The 25,851-nt window shown below is 65.7% G+C and carries 22 protein-coding genes; 6 read left to right on the top strand and 16 right to left on the bottom strand.

The genetic code is table 11. The features are described 5' to 3' along the window. Positions 1–129 precede the first annotated feature (129 nt). Together NFW30_RS02365 and ugpQ are read left to right on the top strand one after the other, a co-directional pair. Complete coding sequence (locus NFW30_RS02365) at positions 130–1,404, top strand: extracellular solute-binding protein (RefSeq protein ID WP_295349758.1); 1,275 nt, start codon at positions 130–132, stop codon at positions 1,402–1,404. Then, positions 1,401–2,168: a glycerophosphodiester phosphodiesterase gene (ugpQ, locus tag NFW30_RS02370; protein WP_295371735.1), complete on the top strand. Its 768-nt coding sequence runs from the start codon at positions 1,401–1,403 to the stop codon at positions 2,166–2,168. Before NFW30_RS02365 ends, ugpQ begins: the two co-directional genes overlap by 4 nt. Positions 2,169–2,483: 315 nt before the next feature. Here ugpQ and NFW30_RS02375 read toward each other — a convergent pair whose 3' ends face one another. The 7 genes from NFW30_RS02375 to NFW30_RS02405 are packed head-to-tail and all read right to left on the bottom strand — an operon-like array spanning position 2,484 to position 8,779. Continuing rightward, positions 2,484–3,740 (bottom strand): EAL domain-containing protein, encoded by a 1,257-nt coding sequence (locus NFW30_RS02375; protein WP_295349760.1) that lies wholly within the window; start codon positions 3,738–3,740, stop codon positions 2,484–2,486. A gap of 42 nt (positions 3,741–3,782) precedes the next feature. Next, positions 3,783–5,162, bottom strand: a complete 1,380-nt coding sequence (locus NFW30_RS02380; RefSeq protein ID WP_295349761.1) for a phosphomannomutase/phosphoglucomutase — start codon at positions 5,160–5,162, stop codon at positions 3,783–3,785. 1 nt (position 5,163) lies between these two features. Continuing rightward, positions 5,164–6,138: a hydrolase gene (locus NFW30_RS02385; protein ID WP_295349762.1), complete on the bottom strand. Its 975-nt coding sequence runs from the start codon at positions 6,136–6,138 to the stop codon at positions 5,164–5,166. Further along, complete coding sequence (locus NFW30_RS02390) at positions 6,135–6,578, bottom strand: nuclear transport factor 2 family protein (RefSeq protein ID WP_295349763.1); 444 nt, start codon at positions 6,576–6,578, stop codon at positions 6,135–6,137. The genes NFW30_RS02385 and NFW30_RS02390 overlap by 4 nt, the downstream gene beginning before the upstream one ends. After that, positions 6,575–7,591, bottom strand: coding sequence for a lipopolysaccharide heptosyltransferase II (gene waaF, locus NFW30_RS02395; protein WP_295349764.1), 1,017 nt, complete (start codon positions 7,589–7,591; stop codon positions 6,575–6,577). Before waaF ends, NFW30_RS02390 begins: the two co-directional genes overlap by 4 nt. Before the next feature lie 43 nt (positions 7,592–7,634). After that, entirely contained in the window at positions 7,635–7,832 is a 198-nt protein-coding gene (locus tag NFW30_RS02400) for a zinc-finger domain-containing protein (RefSeq protein ID WP_295349765.1), read from the bottom strand. A gap of 8 nt (positions 7,833–7,840) precedes the next feature. Then, positions 7,841–8,779, bottom strand: coding sequence for a branched-chain amino acid transaminase (locus NFW30_RS02405; RefSeq protein ID WP_295349767.1), 939 nt, complete (start codon positions 8,777–8,779; stop codon positions 7,841–7,843). A gap of 107 nt (positions 8,780–8,886) precedes the next feature. Here NFW30_RS02405 and NFW30_RS02410 point away from each other — a divergent pair, with 107 nt between their 5' ends. From NFW30_RS02410 to mnmA, 3 genes are read left to right on the top strand one after another with little or no spacing between them, the layout of a single operon-like run. Next, entirely contained in the window at positions 8,887–9,342 is a 456-nt protein-coding gene (locus tag NFW30_RS02410; protein ID WP_295349768.1) for an NUDIX hydrolase, read from the top strand. Then, a complete protein-coding gene (locus NFW30_RS02415) occupies positions 9,330–9,950 on the top strand; it encodes a hypothetical protein (protein WP_295349769.1) in 621 nt (206 codons plus the stop codon). The genes NFW30_RS02410 and NFW30_RS02415 overlap by 13 nt, the downstream gene beginning before the upstream one ends. A gap of 27 nt (positions 9,951–9,977) precedes the next feature. Next, entirely contained in the window at positions 9,978–11,078 is a 1,101-nt protein-coding gene (gene mnmA / locus NFW30_RS02420; protein ID WP_295349770.1) for a tRNA 2-thiouridine(34) synthase MnmA, read from the top strand. Positions 11,079–11,105: 27 nt separating this feature from the next. Here mnmA and NFW30_RS02425 read toward each other — a convergent pair whose 3' ends face one another. Beyond that, positions 11,106–12,728, bottom strand: a complete 1,623-nt coding sequence (locus tag NFW30_RS02425; RefSeq protein ID WP_295349771.1) for an ABC-F family ATPase — start codon at positions 12,726–12,728, stop codon at positions 11,106–11,108. A 362-nt stretch (positions 12,729–13,090) separates the two neighbouring features. Here NFW30_RS02425 and NFW30_RS02430 point away from each other — a divergent pair, with 362 nt between their 5' ends. Continuing rightward, positions 13,091–13,534 carry a universal stress protein gene (locus NFW30_RS02430; RefSeq protein ID WP_295349773.1) on the top strand — a complete coding sequence of 148 codons (444 nt, stop codon included), beginning with the start codon at positions 13,091–13,093 and terminating at the stop codon, positions 13,532–13,534. Positions 13,535–13,618: 84 nt separating this feature from the next. On the opposite strand, the gene NFW30_RS02435 is transcribed toward NFW30_RS02430, so the two are convergent. From NFW30_RS02435 to NFW30_RS02470, 8 genes are all read right to left on the bottom strand, one after another. After that, a complete protein-coding gene (locus NFW30_RS02435) occupies positions 13,619–15,046 on the bottom strand; it encodes a transglutaminase-like domain-containing protein (RefSeq protein ID WP_295349774.1) in 1,428 nt (475 codons plus the stop codon). A gap of 110 nt (positions 15,047–15,156) precedes the next feature. Next, positions 15,157–16,452 (bottom strand): alanine racemase, encoded by a 1,296-nt coding sequence (locus tag NFW30_RS02440; protein WP_295349775.1) that lies wholly within the window; start codon positions 16,450–16,452, stop codon positions 15,157–15,159. A 150-nt stretch (positions 16,453–16,602) separates the two neighbouring features. Further along, a complete protein-coding gene (locus NFW30_RS02445; protein ID WP_295349776.1) occupies positions 16,603–17,544 on the bottom strand; it encodes an ATP-grasp domain-containing protein in 942 nt (313 codons plus the stop codon). Positions 17,545–17,654: 110 nt separating this feature from the next. Then, on the bottom strand, positions 17,655–17,915 hold the full coding sequence (locus tag NFW30_RS02450; protein ID WP_295349777.1) for an HPr-rel-A system PqqD family peptide chaperone: 261 nt from the start codon (positions 17,913–17,915) through the stop codon (positions 17,655–17,657). Then, positions 17,905–20,574: a hypothetical protein gene (locus NFW30_RS02455; protein WP_295349778.1), complete on the bottom strand. Its 2,670-nt coding sequence runs from the start codon at positions 20,572–20,574 to the stop codon at positions 17,905–17,907. The genes NFW30_RS02450 and NFW30_RS02455 overlap by 11 nt, the downstream gene beginning before the upstream one ends. Then, positions 20,575–21,708 carry a hypothetical protein gene (locus NFW30_RS02460; RefSeq protein WP_295349779.1) on the bottom strand — a complete coding sequence of 378 codons (1,134 nt, stop codon included), beginning with the start codon at positions 21,706–21,708 and terminating at the stop codon, positions 20,575–20,577. A gap of 310 nt (positions 21,709–22,018) precedes the next feature. Further along, positions 22,019–23,770, bottom strand: coding sequence for a hypothetical protein (locus tag NFW30_RS02465; RefSeq protein ID WP_295349781.1), 1,752 nt, complete (start codon positions 23,768–23,770; stop codon positions 22,019–22,021). A gap of 18 nt (positions 23,771–23,788) precedes the next feature. Then, the gene (locus NFW30_RS02470) at positions 23,789–25,069 is read right to left on the bottom strand and encodes a cobalamin-dependent protein (protein ID WP_295349782.1); all 1,281 of its coding nucleotides are present in this window, start codon (positions 25,067–25,069) and stop codon (positions 23,789–23,791) included. Positions 25,070–25,851 lie beyond the last annotated feature (782 nt).

Consider the following 25,851-nt stretch of genomic DNA (forward strand, 5'->3'; position numbering starts at 1 on the left):
ATCGTCCTGAACCTCACCACTCCCGGCCATGGGGGTCGAAATGAGAACTGGTGGCAGGTCGCTTCGTCGGCCAAGACGTCGCCACCTGCCGCTATAATCGCACTCTTTTCCCGTTACCGAAGGACTGCCATGCTCTTGCGAAAATTCCTCCCGACGGCTCTGGCTCTCGCCCTTGCCGCTTCCATGCCCGGCCTGACGGCGGCCGCGCCGGCCGAGATCCTGTTGTCGCACCAGCTCGACGAGGAGCGCGCCGAGCGCGTCGAGAAGGTGATCGAACGTTTCAACGGCAGCCAGAAGGATTACCAGGTCAAGCTGGTGCGCCGGGTTCAGGGCGAGCCGGCGACGGATCTCAACCTTGCCACGCGGGAGGAGCAGGGGCACTACGTCGCAGCCAAGGCGGCTTTCAAACCGATCCAGCAGATCATGAGCGAAGCCGGAATTCCCTTCGACGGCAGCAGTATCGCGCCCGAACTGCGCGTCGGACTGACCGATGCAAGAGGCAACCTGGCCGCGCTGCCGCTCGCTCTCGCCACCCCGATCCTGTTCATCAACAAGGGTGCGTTCCGCAAGGCGGGGCTCGATCCGGAGAAGCCCCCGCGGACCTGGGCCGAAGTGCAGAAGGCGGCAGACAAACTGTTCGACGCCGGCAGCAAGTGCCCGTATACCACTTCCTGGCCGGCATGGGTGCATATCGACAACCTCAGTGCCTGGAACGGTGTCGAAGTGGCCGATGCCAAGGGTACCCTGATCTTCAACGGCCTGCCGCAGGTGAAGCACACGGCGCTGCTGACGACCTGGGCGAAAGCGCGCTTCTTCATCTATTTCGGCCGCCGTGACGAGGCGGACCGGCGCTTCGCTGAAGGCGAGTGCGGCATGCTGACCTCCTCCTCGTCGCTGTTCGGTGCGTTGCACGAGAGCCGCAGGGTCGACACCGGAGTGTCGCCGCTGCCCTATCACGACGACATTCAGGGAGCACCGCAGCAGACCCTTGCCGGTGGGGCCTCGCTATGGGCGGCTGGCGGCAGGAAGCCGGCCGATTACAAGGGAATCGCGCAATTCGTCCGCTTCCTGATGGAACCCAGCCTGCAGGTCGAATTCACCGCCGCATCGGGCTTCCTGCCGATGACCGCCGCCGCGCGCGCCGCCGCTGGCAGCAAGCTGCTGCAGGCCGATGTCGCCGGTCTCAACATCGCCTATCGCCAGTTGCAGGGCCCGGCGGCGCTGCGCACGATCCGCGTTTCCGAGATCGAGAAGGTGCGCATCATCGTCGAGGAGGAACTGGAGGCAGCCTGGTCCGGCAAGACCCCGGCCAAGGAGGCGCTCGACATCGCCGTGCAGCGGGGCAACCTGGTCATGCACAAAGTGCCTGCGGCAGAGGGAAAGGCGCCAGCCAGGAAGAAGTGAGAGCCACGCCGCTGGGCTGGTGCTTGCCGCGCGTGTTTGCGCACCGCTGCGGCGGCGCGCTGGCACCCGAGAACACCCTCGCCGGCCTGCACATCGCCGCCCGTCTCGGCATCACGGCGGTCGAATTCGACGTCATGTTGTCGGCCGACGGCACGCCGTGGCTGTTCCACGACGAGACCCTCGAACGGACGACCGACGGCGTCGGCCGCCTCGGCGCCGCCAGCGACGTGCGGCTGCGCGAGCTCGACGCCGGCATCCGCCGGCACCCGGCTTTCGCCGGCGAGCGTGTGCCGACCCTGGCGGCGGCAGCCGCCAGCTGTCGCCAGTTCGGCCTGTACGCCAACGTCGAGATCAAGCCCGCGGCCGGCTGCGAGGAACTGACCGGAGCGGTCGTCGCCAGGCAGGTGGAGGCGTTGTGGGCGGGCAGCGAGCAGCCGCTCGTCTCATCCTTCTCCGAGGTCGCGCTGCGGGCCGCGCGCGCGGTGGCGCCGACCCTGCCGCTGGGCTGCCTCTTCGAGCGCGTCCCCGCCGACTGGCGCCAACGCATGCGCCAGCTGGGCGCGCTGACATTGCATTGCGACGCCGCCCTGGTTGACGATGATGTCGTCGCCGAAGCCGGGTCATGCGGCGTTCCGGTCCTCTGCTACACCGTCGATGATCCGTTGCTGGCGTCGGCGCTGTTCTCGCGTGGCGTCGCCGCCGTGTTTACCGACCGCATCGATCTCATGGGCGATGACCAAGGGGCAGCCGGGCACCCCTGGTAAGCCATTGCAGCGGCGGCAACGTGCGGGTGGTTGCAGCGGCTGCCCATCACGCGTGCGAGTGCGACGGGCGTGAAGCGGGCATCGCTCGCCCCAGGCAAGCGGCTGCGCCGCCGCCGGGTCCGAGCGCGGTGGCCAGCTCCGGCCCCCCTTGCCGTACACGCGGCGGATCGGCCCGCTGTTCGATGCGGCTCCCTTTCGGCGTGCTCTCGAGGCAGCGTACCGGCTCTCTCCGTGCCTTGCGAGCCGGACCTTTCCTCGACCTCTTTCCCTTGCCGCGCCGCGTCTGGCGTGTCGCCAAGCTGCGCCCGGGGCCGTCTACCCGCCGTTGCCGTTCAGCCAGCGCAGCGCGACACTGAGGCAGGTGTTGAGCGCTTGACGATCCAGATGCCCCGGCAGGTGGTCGAGCAGCGCGTCGCAGCCGCTGGCGTCATCGTTGTCGAAACACTCGAGCAGGGCGAGGATGCTCCCGAGGAGGCCGGCGTGCTCGCAAAGCGCGGTGCGCACCTCGTCCTCGACGGCGATCTGCGCGAGGATCTCGTCGATTGGCAGCCCCAGAGCTGCCGGCATCATCGACAGGATGCCGGTCATGAAAGCCAGGTCGGCCAGCCTGCCGTTCGCTCCCGACGGGTCGCCAGCGATCAGCAGTTCCATCATGCGTCCGCGCAGGGCAGCCACCTGCAGCAGCGGTGAGCTTGCCGGGTCGCCGGCAACGCTGCCCGGCGCGAGCAGCAGAAGGGACAGCCAGCGCTGCAGATGGCGCCGCCCGAAGAGGTTGATCGCATGGCGCAGCGAGGTCACCGGTTGCGACAGGCGGTTGCCGCGGTGCCCGACCGAGTTGACGATGCGCAGGAGGTTCAGCGTCAGCGCCGGTTCGTGCTTGAACGCGTCCTCGATCAGGGCCACATCGACATCGCGTCCGACGAGGTTGATCAGGCGGATCAGCGCTGCCTGCGAAGCTGAAAGGCGGCGGCCGCTGACGATCTCGGCCTGCGCGAAATGGCGCCCCTGAAAGAGCGTGAAGCCCAGGTTGCGGCAACGATCCATCAGTTCGCGGCTGTCGACCCCTTGCGCCAGGAGCTTGATCGGCAGGTTGCGCAACGAGCCAGCGAGGTTGCCGAGCGTGCGCTCGTCCGTCTTGCCGGCGTCGATCTTGATCACATCGACCATCGGCAGCAGCGGCCGGCTGCGATCATCGATGCCGCGGTAGTCCGCGAGCGCCAGCGTGTAGCCGCGTTCGTGCAGGCGGCGACAACGGATCTGGACCGCCTTCTCCGGCGGGTGGTCGAGCAGCAGTTCAAGGACGACGCCCGCCGCCGGCAGCAGCTCGAGCGCCTCCTGCTGCAGGAAGTCCGGCGTGATGCCGAGGTAGGCGCAGGTGTTGCCGAGAGCGCTCTGCATGCCCAGCTCGAGGTAGGCGGCGCAGAGACCGGCGGTGTTGGGCGCCCGCTGGCGCTCATCGGCGTCGGGTTCGGCACTGCGCAGCAACAGCTGGTAACCGGCGAGTTCCTGCTGCCGGCTGACGATCGGCTGGCGAAAGAGAAAGGCTTTCCGCAGGGCTTGCTCGGTGATCACGATGGCTCCTCCTCGGCGATGTGCCGGGTCGTTGGCGGCCGGTCAGAACGGCAGGCGCAGATCGGGCCGTGCCTCGTTGAAGACGCGACGGAAATCCGCCTGGATGCGTGCCAGCGCGGCGGCGGAGTCGGCCTCGAAGCGCAGGACGACGACCGGCGTCGTGTTCGACGGGCGGGCGAGGCCGAAACCGTCGGCATACTCGACGCGCAGGCCATCGATGGTGATGATCTCGCGCGCGCCGGCGAAGCGGGCTTGCCGCTGCAGCTGCTCGATCAGCGCAAAGGGCTCGCCCTCGCCCATGCCGATGTTGAGTTCGGGCGTCGAGCTGCTGTCGGGCAGGGCGCGCAGCACGGCGTTGGCGTCGGCTGCCTGCGAGACGATCTCGAGCAGCCGGGCGCCGGCATAGAGCCCGTCGTCGAAGCCGAACCAGCGTTCCCTGAAGAAGATGTGGCCACTCATTTCGCCGGCCAGCGGCGATCCGCTCTCCTTCAGCTTGGCCTTGACCAGCGCATGGCCGGTCTTCCACATCAAGGGTTCGCCACCGTGCTCGCGGATCCAGGGCGCCAGCCGGCGGGTGCACTTGACGTCGTAGATGATCGGTTGCCCGGGACAGCGGCGCAGGACATCGGCGGCAAAGAGCATCAACTGGCGGTCCGGGTAGATGATCTCGCCGTCGCGGGTGACGACGCCGAGACGGTCGCCGTCACCGTCGAAGGCAAGTCCGATCTCGGCCCCGCTGTCGCGCAGCGCCGCGATCAGATCCTGCAGGTTTTCGGGCTTCGACGGGTCCGGATGGTGGTTCGGGAAGCTGCCGTCGACGGCGCAGAACAGTTCGACGAGTTCACAACCAAGGGCCCGGAAGAGTTGCGGCGCGATGCCACCGGAGACGCCGTTGCCACAGTCGACGGCGATCTTCATCGGCCGTGCCAGGCGGACGTCGCTGCCGATCCGCGCCAGGTACGCCGGCTGCACGTCGGCGCTGCTGGCCTGGCCGGAACCGTGCTGCAGGCGATTGGCGTCGACGCGTTGCCGGATGCCCTGGATCGTCTCGCCGGCCAGCGTCTCGCCGGCGACGACCATCTTCAGTCCGTTGTAGTCGGGCGGGTTGTGGCTGCCGGTGACGGCGACGCAACTCTGGCAGCCGAGTTCGTGCGCCGCGAAGTAGACCACCGGTGTCGGCACGCAGCCGACGTCGATGGTGTCGATGCCGGCCATGCGGATGCCCGCCATCAAGGCCTCCGCCAGCTCCGGGCCCGACAGGCGCCCGTCGCGGCCGACCGCGATTGCGCACTGCCCACGTTCGACCGCCAGTGAACCGAGTCCATGGCCGATGCGGCTGACGATGGCGGGTGTCAGCGTGCGGCCGACGATGCCGCGGATGTCGTAGGCCTTGAAAATCTCTTGCGGCAGGGGAGGGTTCATTTCACACCTCGTTCTGGAAATAGTGCAGGACTCGTCGCGGCAGCCAGACGAGCTGCCCCGGGGGACTGCCGGTGACGAAGCCGACGTGGCCACCCTGGCGCGGGAAATCGATGCGGACACTGCCGGCGACCTCGTTGGCGGCAGGCAGCGCCTGTGGCGGCAGGAACGGGTCGTTGACGGCGTTGAGCAGCAGCGTCGGCAGCCGGATGCTGCCCAGCCACGGCTTGCTCGACGCCCGTCGCCAGTAGTCGTCGGCACCGGCGAAACCATGCAGCGGCGCCGTGACGACATCGTCGAATTCGTACAGGTTGCGGGCGCTGCGCATCCGCCTTTCGTCGAAGAGCCCCGGGTAGCGGCGCAGCTTGCCCGCCGCGTTGTGCTTCAGGCTGTGCAGGAAGTGCCGGGTGTAGACGCGATTGAAGCCGTGCGCGAGATGATGACCACAGGCGGCGAGATCGACCGGTGCGCTGATCGCCGCCGCTGCCTGCAGGCAGCTGCCGGCAGCGGTCCCGCTTTCGCCCAGCCACTTGAGCAGCGCGTTGCCGCCAAGCGAGACACCGGCCGCGTAGTGTCGCTGCTGCGGGAAAGCGGTTCGCAGACGGCGCAGGATCCAGTCGATCTCGTCGCTGTCGCCCGAATGGTAGGCGCGCGGCAGGCGGTTGCTCTCACCCGAACAGCCGCGGAAGTTGACCGCTACCGCGGCCCAGCCGATCGCCGCCGCGGCACCCAGCAGCGCCCGCACGTAGTGACTGTTCGAACTGCCTTCGAGACCATGGAAGACCACCAGCAGCGATCGTGCCTCTTCCTTCCCGGTCACGGTGTCCGCACTGACCAGCCAGTCGAGGTCGATGAAGTCGCCGTCCGGAGTTTCCCAGCGCTGCCGCTGGTAGGGTATCGGGTCGGGGCGGATGAGCAGCGGATAGACGGTCTGCAGATGGCCGCCAGGCAGCCAGCCGGGAGCGCGATACGGGATCAATGCAGCGTCCGCGGCGTGTTGCGGTCGCCGCTGCCATCGCCCTCGGCGGCTTCGCGCTCGGCCGCGGTGGATGAGTGGTGCGCCAGCAGCCGCCAGCCGCTGGCGCCACGCTGGAAGACGTTGGTGGCGAGCATCGGGCCGTGCGGCTTGCGGTCATCGCCGATGTACAGCATCTCGACGACGGTGTGCACCGACAGCAGCATGCCGCTCCAGCGGACGCCGCGGCTCAGGCGCACCGACAGGCGCGGATTGTTGGCGAAGATGCTGCGCCAGCTGTCACGGATCGCGTCGGCGCCGACCAGGCGCTGGCCCGTCGGGTGAATGCAGACGATTTCCTCGTCCTCGGCCCAGACGCTCATCAGGGCACCCAGGTCGGCACGGGCGATGGCCTCGTAAAAGGCCGCCTCGACATCCTCGGGTGTGGCAAAGATGACGATCATGCGGCGACTCCACCAAGGCAGGCGGCGAGCACGCGCTCGGGCTCGATCTGCTGCAGGCAGTCGAGGTGGCCGAGCGGACACTGCCGTTTGAAGCAGGGGCTGCAGGCGAGATTGAGGCTGATGATCGTCGCCGTTGCCGACAGGGGCGGCGTGAAGTCGGGCGATGACGAGCCGTAGACGGCGACGACCCGGCGGCCGAGGGCGGCAGCCACGTGCATCAGGCCGGAATCGTTGCAGACGACCAGCGAGGCGGCACCGATGAGGTCGATCGCCTGTGCCAGCGTCGTCGTACCGCACAGGTTGAGCGGCAGGCTGCCGGGGCTGGCATGCTCGAGGATCTCCTCGCCGACCGCTCTGTCCTTGGTCGACCCGAGCAGCCAGACGGCATGGCCGCGCTGGGCCAGTGCGGCGGCCAGGGCCGCGAAGTGTCTCGCAGGCCAACGTTTTGCCGGCCCGTATTCGGCCCCCGGACAGAAGACCGCGAGTTTCGCCGGCAGGCTGACACCGAGCGCGGCCAGCGTCTCGATGCGCTGCGCCGGGCTGGTGCGCAGGCGCGGTTGCGGCAGGGGTCGAGGCAGTGGCGCTGCCGGCTCTTCGGCGAGTTGGGCGAAACGCTCCGCCATCTGCGGCAGCAGCTTCTTGTCCAGCGTGTGGCGGCGGTTGATCAGGCCGTAGCGGGTCTCGCCGATGAAGCCGATGCGCTCGGGGATGTCGGCGAAGAACGGGATCAGGGCCGACTTGAGCGAGTTGGGCAGGACATAGGCGCGCTGGTAGCCCTCTCGTGCCAGTTCGCGGGCGATGCGGTGGCGGGTGCGCAGCGACAGCTCGCCATGCGCGAATGGGCTGTCGACGATACGGTTGATCTCGGGCATCCGCTCGAGGACCGGTGCCACCCAGCGCGGTGCAAGCGCATCGAGCTGCAGGCCGGGGGTTCGCTCGTGCAGCCGGGTGAACAGAGGCTGCGCCAGCACCGAGTCACCGATCCACGAAGGGGCGACGACGAGGGCTTTCATCGCTGGCTCTGCGGTACGCTACCCGTCTTCGGGTAGCGGAGGCTCAGTGGTGGCCTTTCGGGAGTCCACCCTGCAGCACGTAGTGGGCGCTGCAGTAAGGGCAGGTGGCCTCGCCGCTTTGCGTGATGTCGAGGAAGATGCGCGGGTGCCTGGCCCAGAGTGGTGCGTCCTTCGTCGGGCAATGCAGCGGCAGGTCGTTGGCGGTGACCGCGATGGGCTTCTGTTGGTCGTTCTGGGACATCTTTTTGATCACCTTGCAGAAGGCGTTTGGACGTAGGCAAGCCAGTCCTCGTGCGCCGGCACGCGGCCGTTCACGCAGTCGAAGAACAGGCTCTGGATTCTTGTCGTGATCGGGCCGCGGTGGCCGGCGCCGATCTGGCGGTTGTCGAGCTCGCGGATCGGCGTCACTTCGGCGGCGGTCCCGGTGAAAAAGGCCTCGTCGGCACAATACACCTCGTCGCGGGTGATGCGCTTCTCGATCACCGGAATGCCGAGCTCGTCGGCGAGTTCGAGGACCGAGGCGCGCGTGATTCCTTCCAGGCAGGACGTCAGGTCCGGCGTGTACAGCGTCCCCTTCTTGACGATGAAGACGTTCTCGCCGGCTCCTTCGGCGACATAACCATCGACATCGAGGAGCAGTGCCTCGTCGTAACCGTCGTGCGCGACCTCCTGGTGGGCAAGGATCGAGTTGGTGTAGGTGCCCACCGATTTCGAGCGGCACATGTTGATATTCACGTGGTGGCGGGTGAAGGACGAGGTCTTGACACGGATTCCCTTCTCCATTCCCTCGGCACCGAGGTAGGCGCCCCACGGCCAGGCGGCGATGGCGACATGCGTGCTGATCGTGGTGGCGGCGATGCCCATCGCCTCCGAGCCGTAGAAGACGATCGGCCGGATGTAGCACGACTCGAGGCCATTCGCGCGCACGACTTCCTTCTGGGCCTCGAGCAGGGTCTCGCGGTCGTAGGGCATCTTCATCTGGAAGATGTAGGCGGAGTTGAACAGGCGCTCGGTATGCTCGGCGAGGCGGAAGATGGCCGTACCCCTTGCCGCCTTGTAGGCGCGGACGCCCTCGAAGACGCCCATGCCATAGTGCAGGGTATGCGTCAGCACGTGGGTGGTGGCATCGCGCCATGGAACCAGCTTGCCATCGTACCAGATGAAGCCGTCGCGATCCGCCATGGACATCTTCTTCTCCCCTCGAGCCGGTAAACCTGAAGCGGAAATTCTAGCCGATTTCGCCCCCCCGTTGGCGCTAAAATGGCGGCTTCGCCGACCTTCTCAGGGCTGCTGCCATGATCTGGAAACCGAACGTCACCGTCGCCTCGGTACTCGAACGTGACGGCCGTTTCCTGCTCGTCGAGGAGGAAACCGAGTACGGCATCCGCTTCAACCAGCCGGCAGGCCACCTCGACTGGGGTGAGTCGCTACTCGATGCCGCCGTCCGCGAGACGCTCGAGGAGACGGCGTACACGATGCGCCCGGATTCGCTGCTCGGCGTCTACCTCTACCCGACCGGCGCCGGCGATCTCGCCTATCTGCGTTTTGCCTTCGCCGGCGAGATCGTGTCCCACGACCCGGCGCGGCAGCTCGATGCCGGCATCCTCGCAGCGCACTGGCTGACGGTGGACGAAATCCGGGCGCGGCAGGCGGAGCACCGCAGTCCGATGGTGCTGCGCTGCATCGACGACTGGCTGTCCGGCAGGCGTTACCCGCTGCAGCTTCTGAGCCATTTCCCGTGCGCTGGCTGATCGTCCTGTTGTTGGCGGCGTCGGCGCAAACGGCTGTCGCCGACGTGACGCTGCGGGTCTGCTACAACTACGGCTGCCTGCAGGAGGCCGAGGTGCGCTACAACGATCGGCAGCTGGCGCTGGTGGGAGCCTTTCTCGCCGCAGCCGGCGACGCCGCCGACGAGCGCGACCGGTTGGCACTGGTGATCGGCTGGCTGCTCGGCTGGGCGGGTGAGCAGAGCGCGATCGCCGCCGACCGTGGCGGCAATGTTGCCGACGACGGGGTCGATGGGCGAATGGACTGCATCGATCATGCGCTGACGACGACGCGGCTGCTGCGCATGCTCGACGATCATCGCTGGTTGCGCTTCCATGAGGTTCGCGAACCGGTGCTGCGGACGCGCTACCTGTTCGCTGACCATTTCTCGGCGCAGATCGCGGAAAGGTCGGCGGCGGCGACACCGGACGGCGTCGCCGCGACGGCGAGGCTGCACGTCGTCGACAGCTGGTTTCACGACAATGGCCAGCCGGCGGTGGTCATGTCGCTGCCGGAATGGCTGGCCGGCGGCGGTGAGGTGGAGAGTGCGGTGCCTTCGCTGATCGCCGGCATGCCGGCTTTTGGACCGTGAGATGATGATGGCTGCGGGGACAAGGAGATGAACGAAGGAAGAACGGTGCTCGTCGGCCTCTCGGGCGGCGTCGATTCGGCGGTTGCCGCGCTGCTGCTCAAGCAGCAGGGCTGGCGCGTGCTTGGCCTGTTCATGAAGAACTGGGAGGACGACGATACCGACGAGCATTGTTCGTCGCGCCAGGACCTGGTCGATGTCATGAGTGTCGCCGACACGCTCGGGATCGACGTCGAGGTGCTGAACTTCGCCGCCGAGTACCGCGAGCGCGTCTTTGCCCATTTTCTGCGCGAGTACGAGGCGGGGCGGACACCGAACCCGGATGTCCTGTGCAATTCCGAGATCAAGTTCAGGGCTTTCCTCGAGCATGCGGCGCGAATCGGCGCCGACCGCATCGCCACCGGCCACTACGCCGGCGTGCGCGAGTTCCAGGGCGCGTGGCAGCTGCTCAAGGCCGAGGATGGCACCAAGGACCAGAGCTATTTCCTGCATCGGCTGCAACAGGAGCAACTGGCGGCGACGCTGTTCCCGCTCGCCGGGCTGTACAAGCGGGAGGTCCGCCGGATTGCCGCCGATGCCGGCCTGCATGTCGCGCTCAAGAAGGATTCGACAGGCATCTGCTTCATCGGCGAGCGACCCTTCAAGGAGTTCCTGATGCGCTACCTGCCGCCGCAGAAGGGCGAGATTCGCTGCCTCGACGACGACCGCGTGCTCGGTGAGCACGACGGCGTCGCCTATCACACCATCGGCCAGCGCAAGGGGCTGCACATCGGCGGCGTCAAGGGCGGCAAGGGTGGCGCGAGCGGCGACCACGACGCCTGGTTCGTCGCCGGCAAGGACATCGTCAACAACGTCCTGCACGTCGTGCAGGGCCACGATCACCCTGCGTTGCTCGGTGACGAACTGACCGCGCGCGATCTCTCCTGGGTGTCCGGCCATCCGCCGCACGCGCACTGGGTGTATACGGCGAAGACGCGCTACCGGCAGGCGGATGCGCCGTGCGAGATCGAGTGGGTGGCAGCGGACGCCTGCAGCATCCGCTTCGCCGAGCCGCAGTGGGCGGTGACTCCCGGGCAGTCGGTGGTGGTGTACGAGAGTCGCGTCTGTCTCGGCGGCGGCGTCATCGCCTGAGCGACCGCCGCCACGCTGCACTTCGCTTCAGGCGATGCCCTGGCTGGCGAGGTAGTCCTCATAGTTGCCGAGGTAGTTGACCAGCGTGCCGTCGGGGCGGATTTCGAGCACGCGCGTCGCCAGTGAGGAGACGAACTCGCGGTCGTGCGAGACGAAGATCAGCGTGCCCTTGAACTTCTCGAGCGCGGTGTTGAGCGACTCGATCGATTCCATGTCGAGGTGGTTGGTCGGTTCGTCCATCACCAGCACGTTCGGCCGCTGCAGCATCAGCTTGCCGAAGATCATCCGCCCCTGTTCGCCACCGGAAATGACGCGCACCGGCTTGTGCACCTCGTTGCCCGAGAACAGCAGCCGGCCGAGCGTGCCGCGGATCAGCGTTGCCAGGTCATCGCCTTCCTCTGCGCTGCCGCGCGCGTAGCCGCCGATCCAGTCGGTCAGGCTGCGATCGCTGTCGAAGTCGAGCGCGTGGTCTTGCGCGTAGTAGCCCGGGCGCGCCTTTTCGGCCCACTTGATGCTGCCGCGCTGCGGTTGCAGTTCCCCCATCAGCAGCTTCAGCAGCGTCGTCTTGCCGACGCCGTTCTCGCCGATGATCGCCAGGCGCTCACCGCCGTTGAGCGTCAGGTCGAGCTTGCTGAAAAGCGGCCGTTCGGCAGCGTGATGGGCGAAGCCGAGATTCTGGATCTCGACCGCCTGCCGGTGCAGCTTTTCCTTGTCGTCGAACTCGAAACGGATCCACGGGTACTGACGCGACGACGGCTTGACGTCCTCGGGTTTCAGCTTGTCGATCAGCTTCAGGCGTGATGTCGCCTGTCTGGCCTTCGATGCGTTGGCCGAGAAGCGGCGGACGAAGCTCTGCAACTCGGCGATCCGTTCCTTCGCCTTGGCGTTGGCACTCTGCTGTCGTTGCCGCGCCTGCGTCGAGGCTTCCATGAAATCGTCGTAGTTACCCGGGTAGACGGTGATCCTGCCGTAATCGAGGTCCGCCATGTGCGTGCAGACCTGGTTGAGGAAATGGCGATCGTGCGAGATGATGACCATCGTGCTGTTGCGCTCGTTGATCACGTTCTCCAGCCAGCGGATCGTGCCGATGTCGAGGTTGTTCGTTGGCTCGTCGAGGAGCAGGATGTCCGGGTCGGCGAACAGCGCCTGAATCAGCAGGACACGCAGCTTCCAGCCCGGCGCAACATCGCTCATCGGCCCGTAATGCTGCGCCGCCGGGATGCCGACGCCGAGCAGCAGTTCGCCGGCGCGCGACTCGGCGCTGTAGCCGCCATATTCGGCAAAGCGGGCTTCGAGGTCGGCGGCGTGCATGTAGTCCGCCTCGCTCGCATCGGGGTTGGCGTAGATGGCGTCCTTCTCGAGCATGCAGGCCCACATCTCCTCATGTCCCATCATGACGACGTCGATGACGCGCTGCTCCTCGAAGGCGAACTGGTCCTGGCGCAGGTAGGCCATGCGTTCGTGTACGTCCTTCGTGACGTTGCCGGCAGTCGGTTCGAGCTCGCGCGCGAGAATCTTCATGAAGGTCGACTTGCCCGAGCCGTTGGCGCCGATCAATCCGTAACGAAAGCCCTCGCCGAACTTGAGCGAGACGTTCTCGAAAAGGGGGCGCGCCCCGAACTGCATGGTGATGTTGTTGGCGATGAGCACGAAGGAACCTCTGGAAGATCGTATGCGTGAAAGTCAGGCCGAAAACGGGCGATGGGGGCGGCAAGCGCAGGTGAGCGAACGGCGCCGAGGGTCGGGGGCATGCCGCCTGCCGGCATGTCACGGCTGCTGCAGCGGGACAAGGGCGCCGCCTGGCGACGGCCGGCAATTGTACCGCAGGCGTTCGTATCGCGGCGGTACGATGTGAGCGGGCAATTGACGCCGTTCCCGGCACGGGCCTACCATAAGGCAACGCGTTTCGTTCTTCCTCCTGCCGCCGGCGGCTCCGCTGGGGAGGTGTGTGCCGCGGGACACGACGAGGTGGGCGTCCCCTTCGACCCAATAGTCTTCCAGGAGCAAGCCACATGTTCAAGAACATCCTCATTCCGACCGATGGTTCGGTCGTCTCGCGCAAGGCGATCAAGGCCGGTATCAGGCTGGCAAAGTCTCTCGGGGCGAAGGTCACCGGTTACTACGCGATGCCGCTGCTGCACCCCGCCGCTTTCGGTGACGGCGATCTGATCGACAAGAAGGTGCTGATCACGCTCGACCGGATGGCGCGGGCGACCGGTGAGGCATACCTCGACGAGATTGCGCAGGCAGCGCAGGCGGCTGGCGTCGATTATGCGGGGCTGATCGGCAAGCCGGCGACCACCCATGAAGGAATCATCGACGCCGCGCGGAAGAGGCGATGTGACGCCATCTTCATGGCCTCGCGCGGACGCAGCGAGATCAAGAAGCTGCTTCTCGGCAGCGTGACGCAAAAAGTGCTGTCGTACTCGCGGGTGCCGGTGATCGTCTTCCGCTAGCCGTGCGCCGGCGGTGGCCGCCGGGCAGCCGTCGTTCCCTGCTGGCGAAGCGAAACGTGCCGCTGTTGCCGCTGTATCACGGCACTAGGGTTCCCGCAGTTGCACCAAGGCTCCGAGCAGGCGGCGGTGGCAGCCTGCTACCTGCGCGACACTGTAGGGGTCTGCAAGGGAAGCGAGGCTGATTGGCGCGAATGTCAGCCGTCCCTGGCCAACACGCAGCGTTGCACACACGATGCGGGGGGAGTGCGGCTCGTTGCTCTCGGTGATCACGATTGCCCCGTCTGCTGCGGCCGGTGGTCGCAGCAGACGGACCAGTCGGAGGTCGAGCGCCAGTGTCCACGGCGCGTGTCGCGCCAGGCACCCGGTACCGCGCACCTGCCACACGGTCTGAGGGTCGCCAGGTCGCGCACTCCAGTCGGCCAGATCACCTCCAAACTCCGACAGAACGCGCCTGATGGCGCGCTCACCGGCTCCCCAGCTCTCGTAGAGAGCCAACAGGTGGCCACCAGCCGCCAGAAGCTCGCGGTTGCCGGCAGCAAGCACCTCAGTCACGGCATCTCCCAAGAGCAACAGAGTGGTCCGTGCCGGCGCTGCGAAGCCAGGCGCACGGGGCTCGGTCGCCAATGGCGCTGGAGCGACGGCGCGAAGGTGGAGCAGCGCGCTTCTGGTGGTCCGCTCGTTGGCGATCAATGCGAATGCGCGCGAACTTGGTCGGCGCAACCAGAGATCGACGGCCTGAGCCTGAATCCGGTCAAGCAAGTCGGAGACGCCGTCAAGCGCGACGCCAGCGTTCTCCGTTTGCCCCGCCGCGAGTTTCCCGATCAGTGCGAGATCGTGCCTGAACGTCAGCGATGACGCGTTGCACCGGTTGCCGAGCAAGGGGCCGGTGGTATAGATCGGAGTTCTGCTGATACGGCGACCGTAGTCCTGCCACGTGTTGATAGTCAGCTTAAGAAGGTCCGGCACGCGCAGATGCTGCTGCACCTCATGGCGACCAAACTGGGCTCGCTGTGCGTCGACTGGCTGCCAATGCGCTGCAACCCGTACCTCGCACGTCGGGTGATAGAAGCTCCGGATACCCAGCCATCGGCACAGCATCGGCGGCGCCTGCCGCCAGACCTGCTTCGCCTGCGCGTGCCAGACGGGCGGGATCAGCGCCACCTCTTCTACCAACCGTGCCGGGATGAACAGAGCCCGACACAGCGCCGTGACTACTTGGGCGATATGCAGCGAGCTTCCCCGGCGGCGGGCGATGATCTCGAGAGGGGTCGCGGTGCCCCACTCGGGAGACCATGCGACGGTACCTCCGACCCACCAGAAAACTCGATACGCCGCTTCCTCTGGTGAGGATGCCCCTGCTGCAATGTCCCAGGCCAAGTCACGGTGGCGTTCGAAGGAATCGGGCGGGAGATAGGTGGTCACCCGTTGCACGACCGGCACCCAGTCCGGAAGGCAATGATCGATGAAGGTACGCCAGTCCGGCGGGGCCCAAGGCGGCAGCCGGGCGAACATCGCCCTCAGGGAATCGGCGCCGTGCCACTGGACAAAGCGCAACAGACTGGCATCGTCAGCGCCTTCGAGCAGGGACTCGACCCACGGGCGTGACGCCGTCGGGACCGCGCTCAAGACGTAGGTGCGCACCGCATCCCGGAAAGGCGTTGAGAGTCGTCGCCAGGCTGGCGGCGCCGCAAGCAAACCAAGTCACCGTCCCGTTGTTGGAGCAGTACGGGGCAGTGCCCGTGAATGAACTCAAATGCCAGTGCCAAATCGTAGCACCCCACCGCACCGATCTTGAGCAGGTCACCCACGGCCAGGTCGGCCGGCAAGGCGCAATCCGCCCGGATGATGTCTGTTTCCATGCACAGCGCGCCGCACAGGAGGGTTGAGCGAAGGCCATTCAACGCTTCGTCGCATTTGCCGACGCGTGCCACCGGGTGTCGCAGCCAATTCGCCGTAGGAACCTGATGTACACCGCTGTCGCAGGTGACCTGGCGTCCGACCGCGCCTTCGCGTACATGGACAACGCGAGTGACCAGCACCGCCGAATCCTCGACGAGGATCCGCCCCGGTTCCAGCCACAACTCGACGCGATGCAGCAGTCGAGTCGTTGCCAGCGCGTTGCGTATTTCGGCAACGATGGAACCGGGACCGTCCGGACGCCACTGGCCGGGCGACTGGTGCAGCGGGCAGGAAGTAGGCGTGGCGAAGCCACCGCCAAAATCAAGCACCTCCAGGCGCCGGCCAAGAACCCGCTCGATGTCGCGCCAGCGTTCCGCCAACTGACCGGCCGCCTGACCATAGCTTGCGGCGGCTGAGATGTTCGTTCCCAGGTGGCAGTGCAGCCCGACGACCTCGAGGGACGGCGATTCGGCAGCCAGCGCCAACGCTGCAGCAAACTCCGCACCCTCCACGGGCATGCCGAAACGGCTCCAGCCCGCTCCGCCCGCTTGCCCCGGACGCACGCGCAACAGCACGCGGGCCGGGCGCTGCCTCGAGGCAACGGCAGCGACAGAGCGTATGTCGGCGACGCCGTCAGCGACGACGGTTGCTCCCAGCGCGATGGCGCCGCGAAAGGTCGTTGCATCCCGCGCCGGCTGATTCAGGATCAGCGAGTCGGCGGCGATTCCGTGCGCCGTCGCCGCTGCGAGTTCCCTGCCCGAAGCCACTTCAGCGCCCAGCCGCGCGGCTGCGAAATAGCGCCGGACATGGCTGAGGGGGCTGGCCTTGTAAGGCAGAAACAGCCGGGCCCCTGCCGTCGCCTCTTCGACCAGGCGCCGCCGAGAGTCCAGCGACGCCTCATCAATCAGGATGAAGGGGGTGCCGAAGTCCTGCGCGAGGTCTCGGGCGGTGCGCGCATCAAGCCGGTCGAATGCCGATTGCCAAGGGTGCATCAGGAGGCGCCGCCGGTCTCGCGCCACTCCTCTGCCCGCGCGCTGTCAAGCCGGGCGGGCGGCTTCCCCTCGTCGGCTGGTTCGGGGCTGGGAAGGAAGCCGGGCATCTTGGCCGACGAAGTCGCGAAAAAGGGCGCGATGCGCTCGATCGACGGCGCCGAATACGGTCGCCTGATGTCAGACACTCAACACCCCTCCAACGGCGACGTCCACGAAGCGCGACAACGGAATCGTCCGGTCATGGTGTTGCCGTACCATCACGAGTCCGGTGCGAAAGCCCGGGTCAACGTCGAGAGGCTCTCCCCGGAGAAGCCGGATGAGATCGAAGGGTAGGTTGCTGCCAACCTCCGTCGCGATGCCAATCCACGATGGGAAACGTGTGTTGAGTTCCAGCAAGGTCAGCATTCCGCTGGTCTCATCAATCTTCGCCTCGACCTCGCATGGCCCGGACCATTGCAGAATTTCCAGCAGGCGCTCACAGGCCGTGAAAAAGGAATCGTTGCGGAAGGTCACGCCACACCATGTTGTTCCTTGCTCGTTCATGCCGAACTTGCGCATGGCGATCCAGCGCCGCAAGCGTCCGGGCCGGTCACAGAGGCAGGCGGCGACGATCTCCGCTCCAATTGCCTGCGCCTGTACCAACACGGGCAGGCCCCAACGGCCTGCCAGAGCCCGGAACAGCGCTGGAATCTCATCCGCTTGCTCTGCCCTGTGGGCTTCGTAGAAAGCGCCCTTGACCATCACCGGGAAGCCGATGAACTCTGCAGCGCGCAGCGCTTCGTCGAGCGTCCGGGCTGTTCGTAGCGTCGGCACGCGGAAACCGGCTGTCCGGCCCGGCTCAGCGATTGCCCACTTGGCAGCCTGTGCGGCCGCCGATGGTGTTGGCAGCAGGGCGCGCAGGCCATGCTGCTCGAGCCAACGCTCCTGCCCGGCAAGAAATGCAACCTCCGGATCGAGTGTCGGCAGCAACGCCCCGGCGCCCGTCGCTGCAGCGACCGCGTGCAGGCGTTGCAGGTACGCTTGCGGGTCGGCTTCGATGCGCGGCATGCGGTATACCCGGTCGAACAGACCATCGACGTAGGCGCCCGTGTCGGTGGGCTCGTAGCACAGGCCGATCACGCGCACGCCTTCGTGTCGCAGGCAGCGGGCGACGGAAACGCCCGGAGACGGGTTGTCGACCGCATGCAGACCAGTCACCAGCACCGCATCACGCGCACCGGCGTTCGCGCTCATACCAGGAGTCCGTAGTCGCGCAGACGCGTCAGGAAGGCTTCCACATCACCAGCCACATCGGTGCCCGGTGGTACGTCGAAGCTGTCGGCGACGGCAGCCATCAGCGACGCCAGCGACTGTTCCGCCGACAGCAGCTGCTCGACCAGCAAGGCACCGGCCGCGTCGAGCAGATAGACAAAGCCGTAACGCTCCTCGAACAGGAAGGTCTGCCCGTCGGAACTGCTCTCGACCCGTGCGCCCGGCAGCTCAAGACGCATTCGTGCCTTGGCGCCGCGGTGACCACAGAGGCACGTTCAATTGGCCAAGCGCTTGCCAGGCGGCCTTCAGGTGGGGGTTGCTGCTGTGGGCGACAAAAGCCACCGGCAAGGTCCACGGCCAACTCGCCAGGCCAGGGTTCGTCGGGACGGCGCCGTCGAGCGGTTGATCCGGTTCCCTGACGGAGCCGCCGGGGAGTTCGGAAAGCGATCTCAGCAGCGCCGGAGCATGCGTTCCTGCATCGAGCAGCGCCAGGACCAGGCGCAACTGTGCAGCCCGCAGACTGTATCCGGCCTGCTGACGACTGTCCGCCTCGTCACTCAAACGTTTACTCAGGCGCTTCCGTTCCGCGTCATCACCTGAGCCCCGTGCCACCGCCAGGATACCCTCGAGCAGTAGTAGCGGGTGACGCAATTCCGGATCGAGGTCAGGAGGAGAAGGCGCTTCGACGCGTGCAGCACGATCCCGATACGTGCAGACCTGCTGCCAGATGCCTTGCGCTCTGTCCAGGCCGCCACGATCGTCACGATCGTCCGAGCAGCTCAGCAAGAGCCGTACATGTTCCAGAGCGATCAGCGCCGGCAGTGCCGGGTCGAAACGCCACGTCTGAACAAGAGCGTTCGTGTCCTTGAGACCGGCGTCCAGGAACTCCTGACTTCTTTCCAGGGATCCGTCCCAGTAGTCGCTCAATGGACTCAGTGCCTTGGATAGTTCGCCAGCAATGCGGTCAACGTCCCCTTTGGTCCAGGCATGTGTCGCGAGAAATCCGCTCCATCTGGCGAGGGCCAGCCGGAACGCCGTTGCCGGGATGCGCAATTCGATTGCATGCCCGATCCGCTCCCGCCAGTCGTCTGGCTCGCGGTCGTCAATCACGAACAGGGAAGACTGCAGCACATCCAGATCGGATTCTCCGACGCGATCCTTGTCCTCGCGGAAAAGTTCCAAGGCTATCTTGATGCATTCCCCGGCCGGGACTCCCTGCCCCTGCTCGTACCGCAGAAGCCCCATGGCGTGATGGAAGTCAGCCGCGACATGCTGGCTGAGGATTCGTGCGAAAGGGGCTGACGGTGACGGCTGATCCGACGATCCTTGAATACAGCGTTCGGCATCCGCCAGTGTCGCCTCGATCCCGTCGAGTTCCGTGCCCCGCGCGAGATCGATTCGCGCCATCTGGCACTGAGTGAGGGAGAGCAGAAGCGGTCGCGCCGCCAGCCTGCGATAGAGGTCGCAGGCCTTAGCAGTCCGCCGCGCGGCATCTTCCCACCGGTTCGACAGCATCCAGGCATAGCCTTCGCGCAGGTTGGCCAGCGCCAGAAGATCCCGAATCCGCGCGTCGTTGTCGTATTCACTGGAGAGGGCCTCGAGCCCATGCCGGGCTTCATTGGCGGCTTTGGCCGAGTCGGGAAACCTGTTCAGCAGGATGTAACGGAATGCCAGCGCCAGCCCCAGACGAGCCTGCTCGATTCGGATCGGTTTGCTTGTGGTGTTGGTGTTGTCGATGTCGTTGAGCTTTTCGGCAGTAGCGTCGGGGTCGAGCGCGTCGAGGTCGGCAAGCAGCCATCCCAGACGCGCCTCCTGCCACGTCAGATCCTGCCGCGTCGGGTTCTGGTTCGCAGGTCCGTCTGCTTGCGGGATTCGCTTGGCGAGTTGCTCGATCCTTTCGCGCGCTTCGTCGTAATGGGCCTTCGACACCCGCCACAGTCCCATTTCCCACAACCTTCTGCCGCTTTCGATCAGATTCTCGGGCGATTCCGGATTGCGCCTGGCGATCTCGCCAGCAAGCTGCTGATACGGCCGTGTCACGCTGGCGAGAAAGGCGTCGCCAGTCGGATCGTCGCTGTTCATGCGACGAAGCAGAATCTGGTCTGCTTCACCGACTGCCAACAGATCCAGATAATCGATCTCGACGTCGACGGGTCGGCCCAACTTCGCGCGCACGGCTGCGACCCGCTCGTTGCGCAAGCTCCACTCGCCGCGCGGCATTGGCGAAGCGGCAACGACGATCTCGATCGGCGTTTTTTCGTACCCCGGTTTGCGCTTTGTCGATCCGTCCCGGGCGCAATCGCGGTTGCATTTTTCGATGGATCTGATGCGGCCGGCGATGCCTTCGATCGACTGTTGCGCCAGATTGGTCAGCAGGACGACGAGATCGGGCATATGAACGGTGCTGATGAATGCGACATCGGTCAGTCCGGTCCGCGCGTCGATGAAGAGGTATTCGTAGCCCAGATAAGCCAGATCGGCGGCCAGATTGACCATGAACCGGTCGCCCTCATGCCTGATGTAGAAGTCGTACCAGGAAAACGTGTGCAGTTGCGACTCGTAGCTCTCGTCGGTGTGGTTGCCGGCTGCCAGGAGTGCGATGCGTCCCCCGGGTCCCAGCCCCTCTCGGAGATACTGCTGGTTCCAGTTCGGCGGAACGTCCTTACGTTCCTGATAATAGGTCGCCAGCTCGCAGAAACCCATCCGCCGTTGGTGCGATTCAGTCGATGGTGGACTCGCCGGATCACGCAGGTTTGCAAAAGACAGCCCAGGAGCCTCGAGATCCAGATCGAGCAGAGCGATACGCCGACCACGCAGCGCCATGAACCAAGCCGTGTTCAGTAGCGTCGCCGTCCTCCCGACGCCACCTTTGTAGGAGTAGAAGGAGACGATAAACATCTAACCAGGGCCGCCTACGCTATCCTTCTGTTGCGCCGGATTGCCCTTGTGCATCCAGTTCTCCCCGGATCCGCTGCCACTCTCTTTTTTTTTGCCCTTGGCGGCCAGATACGCCTCAATTGACGTAACGTTGTCCGGCAGCCCGTTGGCTGAAGCCTTACCACTAGCAGTCTGGCCACCCGGGGGTGAACGGTTAGCTGCCAGCCACTCGCTTACCTCAACGGCGATTTTCCTCCCCGACGCCGTCAGCTCGTATCGATCCTCCTGACTGTCGACCCGGCGAATCGGCGGAGAACTGAGAGCAAACACCAACTGCTCACTGAAGCGGTCGGGTTGCTCGACACGAGGCTCGGACCGCAGCTTTTCGCGAATGGCTGCACCTTCGAGTAGTGTGGTTGCCGTCGCCGCGTCACCGAACCAGGCAAGGAAGCTGAGCAAACTGCAGTCCGCGATCGACGAAACGGCTTTCTCCAGATCCTCGGCCTGCAGAGCACGCGCCGTCTTGTAGCCCCAGCGCGTCAGCTCGTAGAGACCAGCGCTGGGGCCGGCTCGTTTGACGAGCCGATAGGCTGTCAGGGTCTGGAGGCGGTTGAAAACCGCGTTCAGTTTCGGCTGCGTGTCATCGTCGTTCGTCGACCCTCGCGCATCGTCTTCGCTGGGCCCCTCTGAGCGCGTGCTGCCGGTTTCCCCGACACGCGCGGCGATCTCGGACAGCCTTCGGGGAACCGGATCTCCGGTTTCGTTGAGGAACGCAAGCAGGTAACCCGGGCGTTTGTCATCTGCCCTGACGAAGGCCAGGAGTTCTCCGACGTTGCCGCCAGGTTCGCTCCTAAGCCCTGCTTCAGCCAACAGCACGCCCCACGCCCAAGCATGTCCCCAGTCCGCCAAGGTCCATCTCTCCCGTGGGCCGTCGCCGTGCCGGAAAGCCTCATGAGCGGCCCTGTTGAGCGCGTCGCGTGTCCTCTTCACGGCGTTGCGCTGCGAATCCACCAACGCCTTGGCGAGCATGGTCCGAAGGTCCTCATCGAGCTGGCCCAACTTCTGTTCCGTCGGCGAAGAGAGCGTGTCTGCCGTCTGTGCGCGCACCTGGCGCAACCGCTCTTCAAATTCCTCGTCCGGATTTCCCTGGTTCACTGTAATCCTCCTGACCCTGGCTGGTCGGTGGGCCCGCCGCTACCGCGCTGGTCGCTGGCGGTCACCGTCTACATCGCATGCGCCATGGGCTGCCGCGTCTCGGCGAGACGCTCCCGGCAATCAGTAAAGTTTACCTCGAAACTACACGGATAGTACACGCTACACATACGCATCGCGCTCAAGAGGGCTACGGACGGCATCCGGACAGCGAAGACAACGTCGCGGGAGTGCCACACCTGTGAACGAAGTGAATTGGGCGTGTAGTGACGAGCGAACGGTTCTCTCGCGGTCGCGTTCGTTACGGTTCCGCTCAACTCCAGTCCGGGCAGGCGACTTCTGCGATCCACAGACATTCCCGGCAGACCTCGCAGCAAGGTGCCCCTTTCTTCGCGCACTTTTCCACGTCCGCCGGCTGCTCCCGATCTTCCGCTGTGCTCAGACTCGAGCAGACCTCCGGCGTCAGTGGCGGTACGACGGCGCCGTCAACCGGGCTGCTCGGCCCATTGGCGCGCTTCCATTTCACTCGTGGCTTCCCGTCTGGCGAACGCGAGGAAGACGCCAGCCCGGCACGCGCAGCGTCCCAGGCACTGAACTGCTCGATCAGCCAGCAGGCGTTCGCCATTATCGAGGTAGTCCCGGAAGTGTTGGCGAAGTCCTTCGCACGCCACTGGAACTCTCTTGTGCTTGTGCTCGCGGCCGGCACCAGGATCCAGTCGGCCAGACCGGCATAGCGTGGCAGCGCGCTGCGCCCTGCGGTCTTGAGAAAATCAAGACAGATGGTTACCCAGACGCGCCCGATCGGCGTATCGACGACCAGAATCTCCTCTGCGACGCGGGAAGGCTCCACGCTGACCGCATGATGGTCCAGACCGAATTGCGAGTAGTGTCCTGTCGGACCCTTCTCCTGCCGCCGCAGCTTGAACTGATGTCGCTTGTCTACCAGCCACTTCCTCCAGCCCAGAGCCGGATTCGTGGATTCGTTTGGCGTGATCTTGGCTTCGCATCCATCGCCGGTCAACACGACGCAGCGGTTGCGGAACGACGGAGGATCAGCAGCGGCTTTCGATTCAACTGCCGACTTATCTGCCGGATCAGTTTGATCGTCATGATAGCTGCCACAGACGACGAGCCAGGGAAAACCTTCCGCCGAGTTGCTCTTCTTGGCGTCCCAGTGCTTGCCGAGCAACTCCTGAAACCACTTGACGAAGCCCGCACTGCTGGTCAACTCGGGGATCAGCACGACATCGATTCGGTTGCGCGCGCAGGCTTCCAGGACGGTCTCCGCCTGGGCTTGCCGAGCGGCGCTCGTCAGATCGTCGGGAGGCTTGATGCGATACACGCCATACGTGTCGTCGCTGCCGCGATGGGGGCTCGGCAGCTTCCCGGTGTATTGCCCACACATGGCGAGCTCACGGCCAATCGGCCAGACGCCAATCCTCACAGCCGGCTGCACTCCGGAATGCTCGTCGCGGTTGCCGGGTGGCGCAAACCATAAGCTGTGCACCTGCAATCGGGCACCATCGAGCGACAGCGGCAGAATCGACAGCATGGTCAACCACTGAACGTCCTCGAGCGAATGGCCAGTCGGCGGGATGGGGGGATGCCGCGGACAGATCTGGTAGTCCGTTCCGTGCAGCGAACGCGCCTTGCGGACCGTCGGTCGCTGCCATTTCGCGGGACTCCACGGTCCCGTTTCTGCCACGGCCCATCCCCAGGTGGTCGAGAGTGCGTCTTCGAGCGCTTCGAGCAGCATCAAGAGCCGCAGCTGGCAGGAGTACGGCTCTTTGAGGATTGCGGTGACATCAGGCGAAAAGGGCGTTGCGCCCGCGGCCGCAGCGCGCCACTCATCCAGGAGCAGGCTGAGCAGTTCCTTCTTGTCCCTTGCGTACGTCCCCAGTGAGGTCGTCCCCATTGCGGCCCACGCATTGAGCATCGCCGCTTCATGTTCCAGGACAAATTCATGCAGCGTGACGAACACCGCGGCAGCCGACGCCGGATCACTCGCAGGCGGTGCCAGGATCTCGTTCCACAGCTTCTCTGCTGCCTCAGCGGCAAGGGTCATCGGCCGGCTCCGGTTGGATCAAGTCAGCGTCGTTGCGGCGACGGCGTTCCGCGCGTTCGCCAGGGCCAGCAGTCGTTCCCAGGCAGACTGGATGTACGCGTCGGAACAATCCGAGAGGTTGGGTGCGTCCGCCCCGTACTCCGTGTAGACGTGCTGCGGTCCGAACTGCGGTGCGCTTGCCGCTGCCAAAGGCGTGTTGGGAAGAGGATTATAGCGGAAGGCGTCGACCAGGAGTCCAGGCTGCGCCTGCACGGCCGCCAGCGTTCGTTCGATCGCTGTCCGGCTCTCGCCCGGCCAGCCGATGACGACCGACGCACGCACGCGAAACCCCATCGCCATCGCCCGCTGCAGCGCCCCGCCGACGCCCCCTGCGGTCGGACCCTTGCGCAGCATGCCGCGGTGCGCGGCGTCGTCGGCTGTCTCGAAGCCCATGTAGAGGGCTCGGCAGCCACCCTGCCAGAGTTCTCCAAGGGTCGCCGAAGTGGCCTCGGCGGTGCGCAGATCGACACCCCACAGCAGGGGGACGTCGAGGGCCCGGAGTTCCTGGCAGAAGTCCCGGCGCCATCGGGCACGGCTGACGAGTCCGTCGTCGACGAAGTAGAATCCGGTGACGCCGTAGCGCTGGTACAGGCCGCGGAGGCCGTGGGCCAGAAGCGGCGCTGGCATCTCGCGCAGGCCGGATGGTGCATGCGCAAGGGTGTAGCAAAAGGAGCATCGCGCGACGCATCCCCGGGAACCTGAGACGAAAAGGGTTGGTACGTCGAGGTCGGATCGTTCCGCCGGACGGACGTAGGGCCGCAAGTCAAACAGAGGTGCCGGGTCGAGGCAGCAGGCACCCAGATCAGCGTCCTGCGCTGGTGAGGCGTCCCTGAGGTTCGGCATCCCGGCCGCCATCCAGCGCAACAGCGTCGTTTCCCCATCGCCGGGCAGGACCGCGTTTACCAGCGCTGCAATGGTCGCGTTCGCCGGCAAGGTGGCCGCCAGTGGGCCGCCGAGTACACGACGAACGGCCGGATGGTGCGCTGCCGCGTGACGAAACAGTCGCTCGGCTCGGCGGGCTGCGCGGCCCCATTTTCCGGTCACGCCAAGGATGTCCGGCCGGAAATCGATGACTTGGCGGTCGAGAGCGGTTTCGAGCGCCGGCTCGCCATTCCAATCGACCACCTGTACGACGTGTCCGCTCCGCGCCAGGGCCTGACCCACGAAAATGACGCCCCAGGGTGGAAACTCTCGTCGCGCTCCGGTCTCATCGATTCCTGGATGGGCAAGGAGGACGCGAAGAGGTCGTGTTGCGATCATGGGTGTCGTCTCGGGGGAGAGGGAAGGACCGTGACGGCGCGGCTTCGGCTACTCTCCGCGCCAGCTACGCCCGAGAACTGCCGCATTTCCGGAGATATGCCCGTCGACCATCCCAGGGCAGGCTATCATAACCGACTGGCAGAGTCGCAAGTTCCTCCGACTGGAGTATGGCTCCAGCGGACGGGAACCACGACACACTCGACGGACATGAGGGAGCGGCGTTTATGGGAAGTGCCGTGATTGAAGACTGGGGGACGTGGCTCGCCGACCAGAGGCACTCCTGGATTGCTCACGTGCGCGCGGGGGGTGACGGATTTTTCCAGATTGGCAGCGGTGTTGGGCTGGGTGCGGTGGCCTTGTGTGTGGATGAGTTCACCGGTGACATCCTCGTGGTGCGCAAGTCTGTGCGCCCTGGGTACGAGTTCAGCAACTTGTATGCGCTGCCCGGAGGGATGATTCGTTGGCGCACGGCCACTGAAGCTCTGCGGGACGCGATTGCCGGCTCCCTCTCTTCTCGGTGCGAGCGCGAAACAGGGCTGCTGTTGTCCTGCGAGACGCCGCTGATACCCATCGACCTCTTCCCACCGCCGACCACGCGTTATCTTGCCAGAGGCGTTGTGCGGCATACGCTTGTGCTTCCCTTCCGCGTCGCCAGGGTGAGGCGCTTCGTTCCCCACGCCGGCGACGCGTCGGTCACCGAGGCGAGTTGGCAGCCCCCTGCCGTGGTCCTGCCAGCGATGGCGCCAGCGAACCGAGTCATTCTTGCCCACGGCTTGTGGTCC

Source organism: Accumulibacter sp. (assembly GCF_023806635.1).
In the GTDB taxonomy this organism is placed as follows: domain Bacteria; phylum Pseudomonadota; class Gammaproteobacteria; order Burkholderiales; family Rhodocyclaceae; genus Accumulibacter.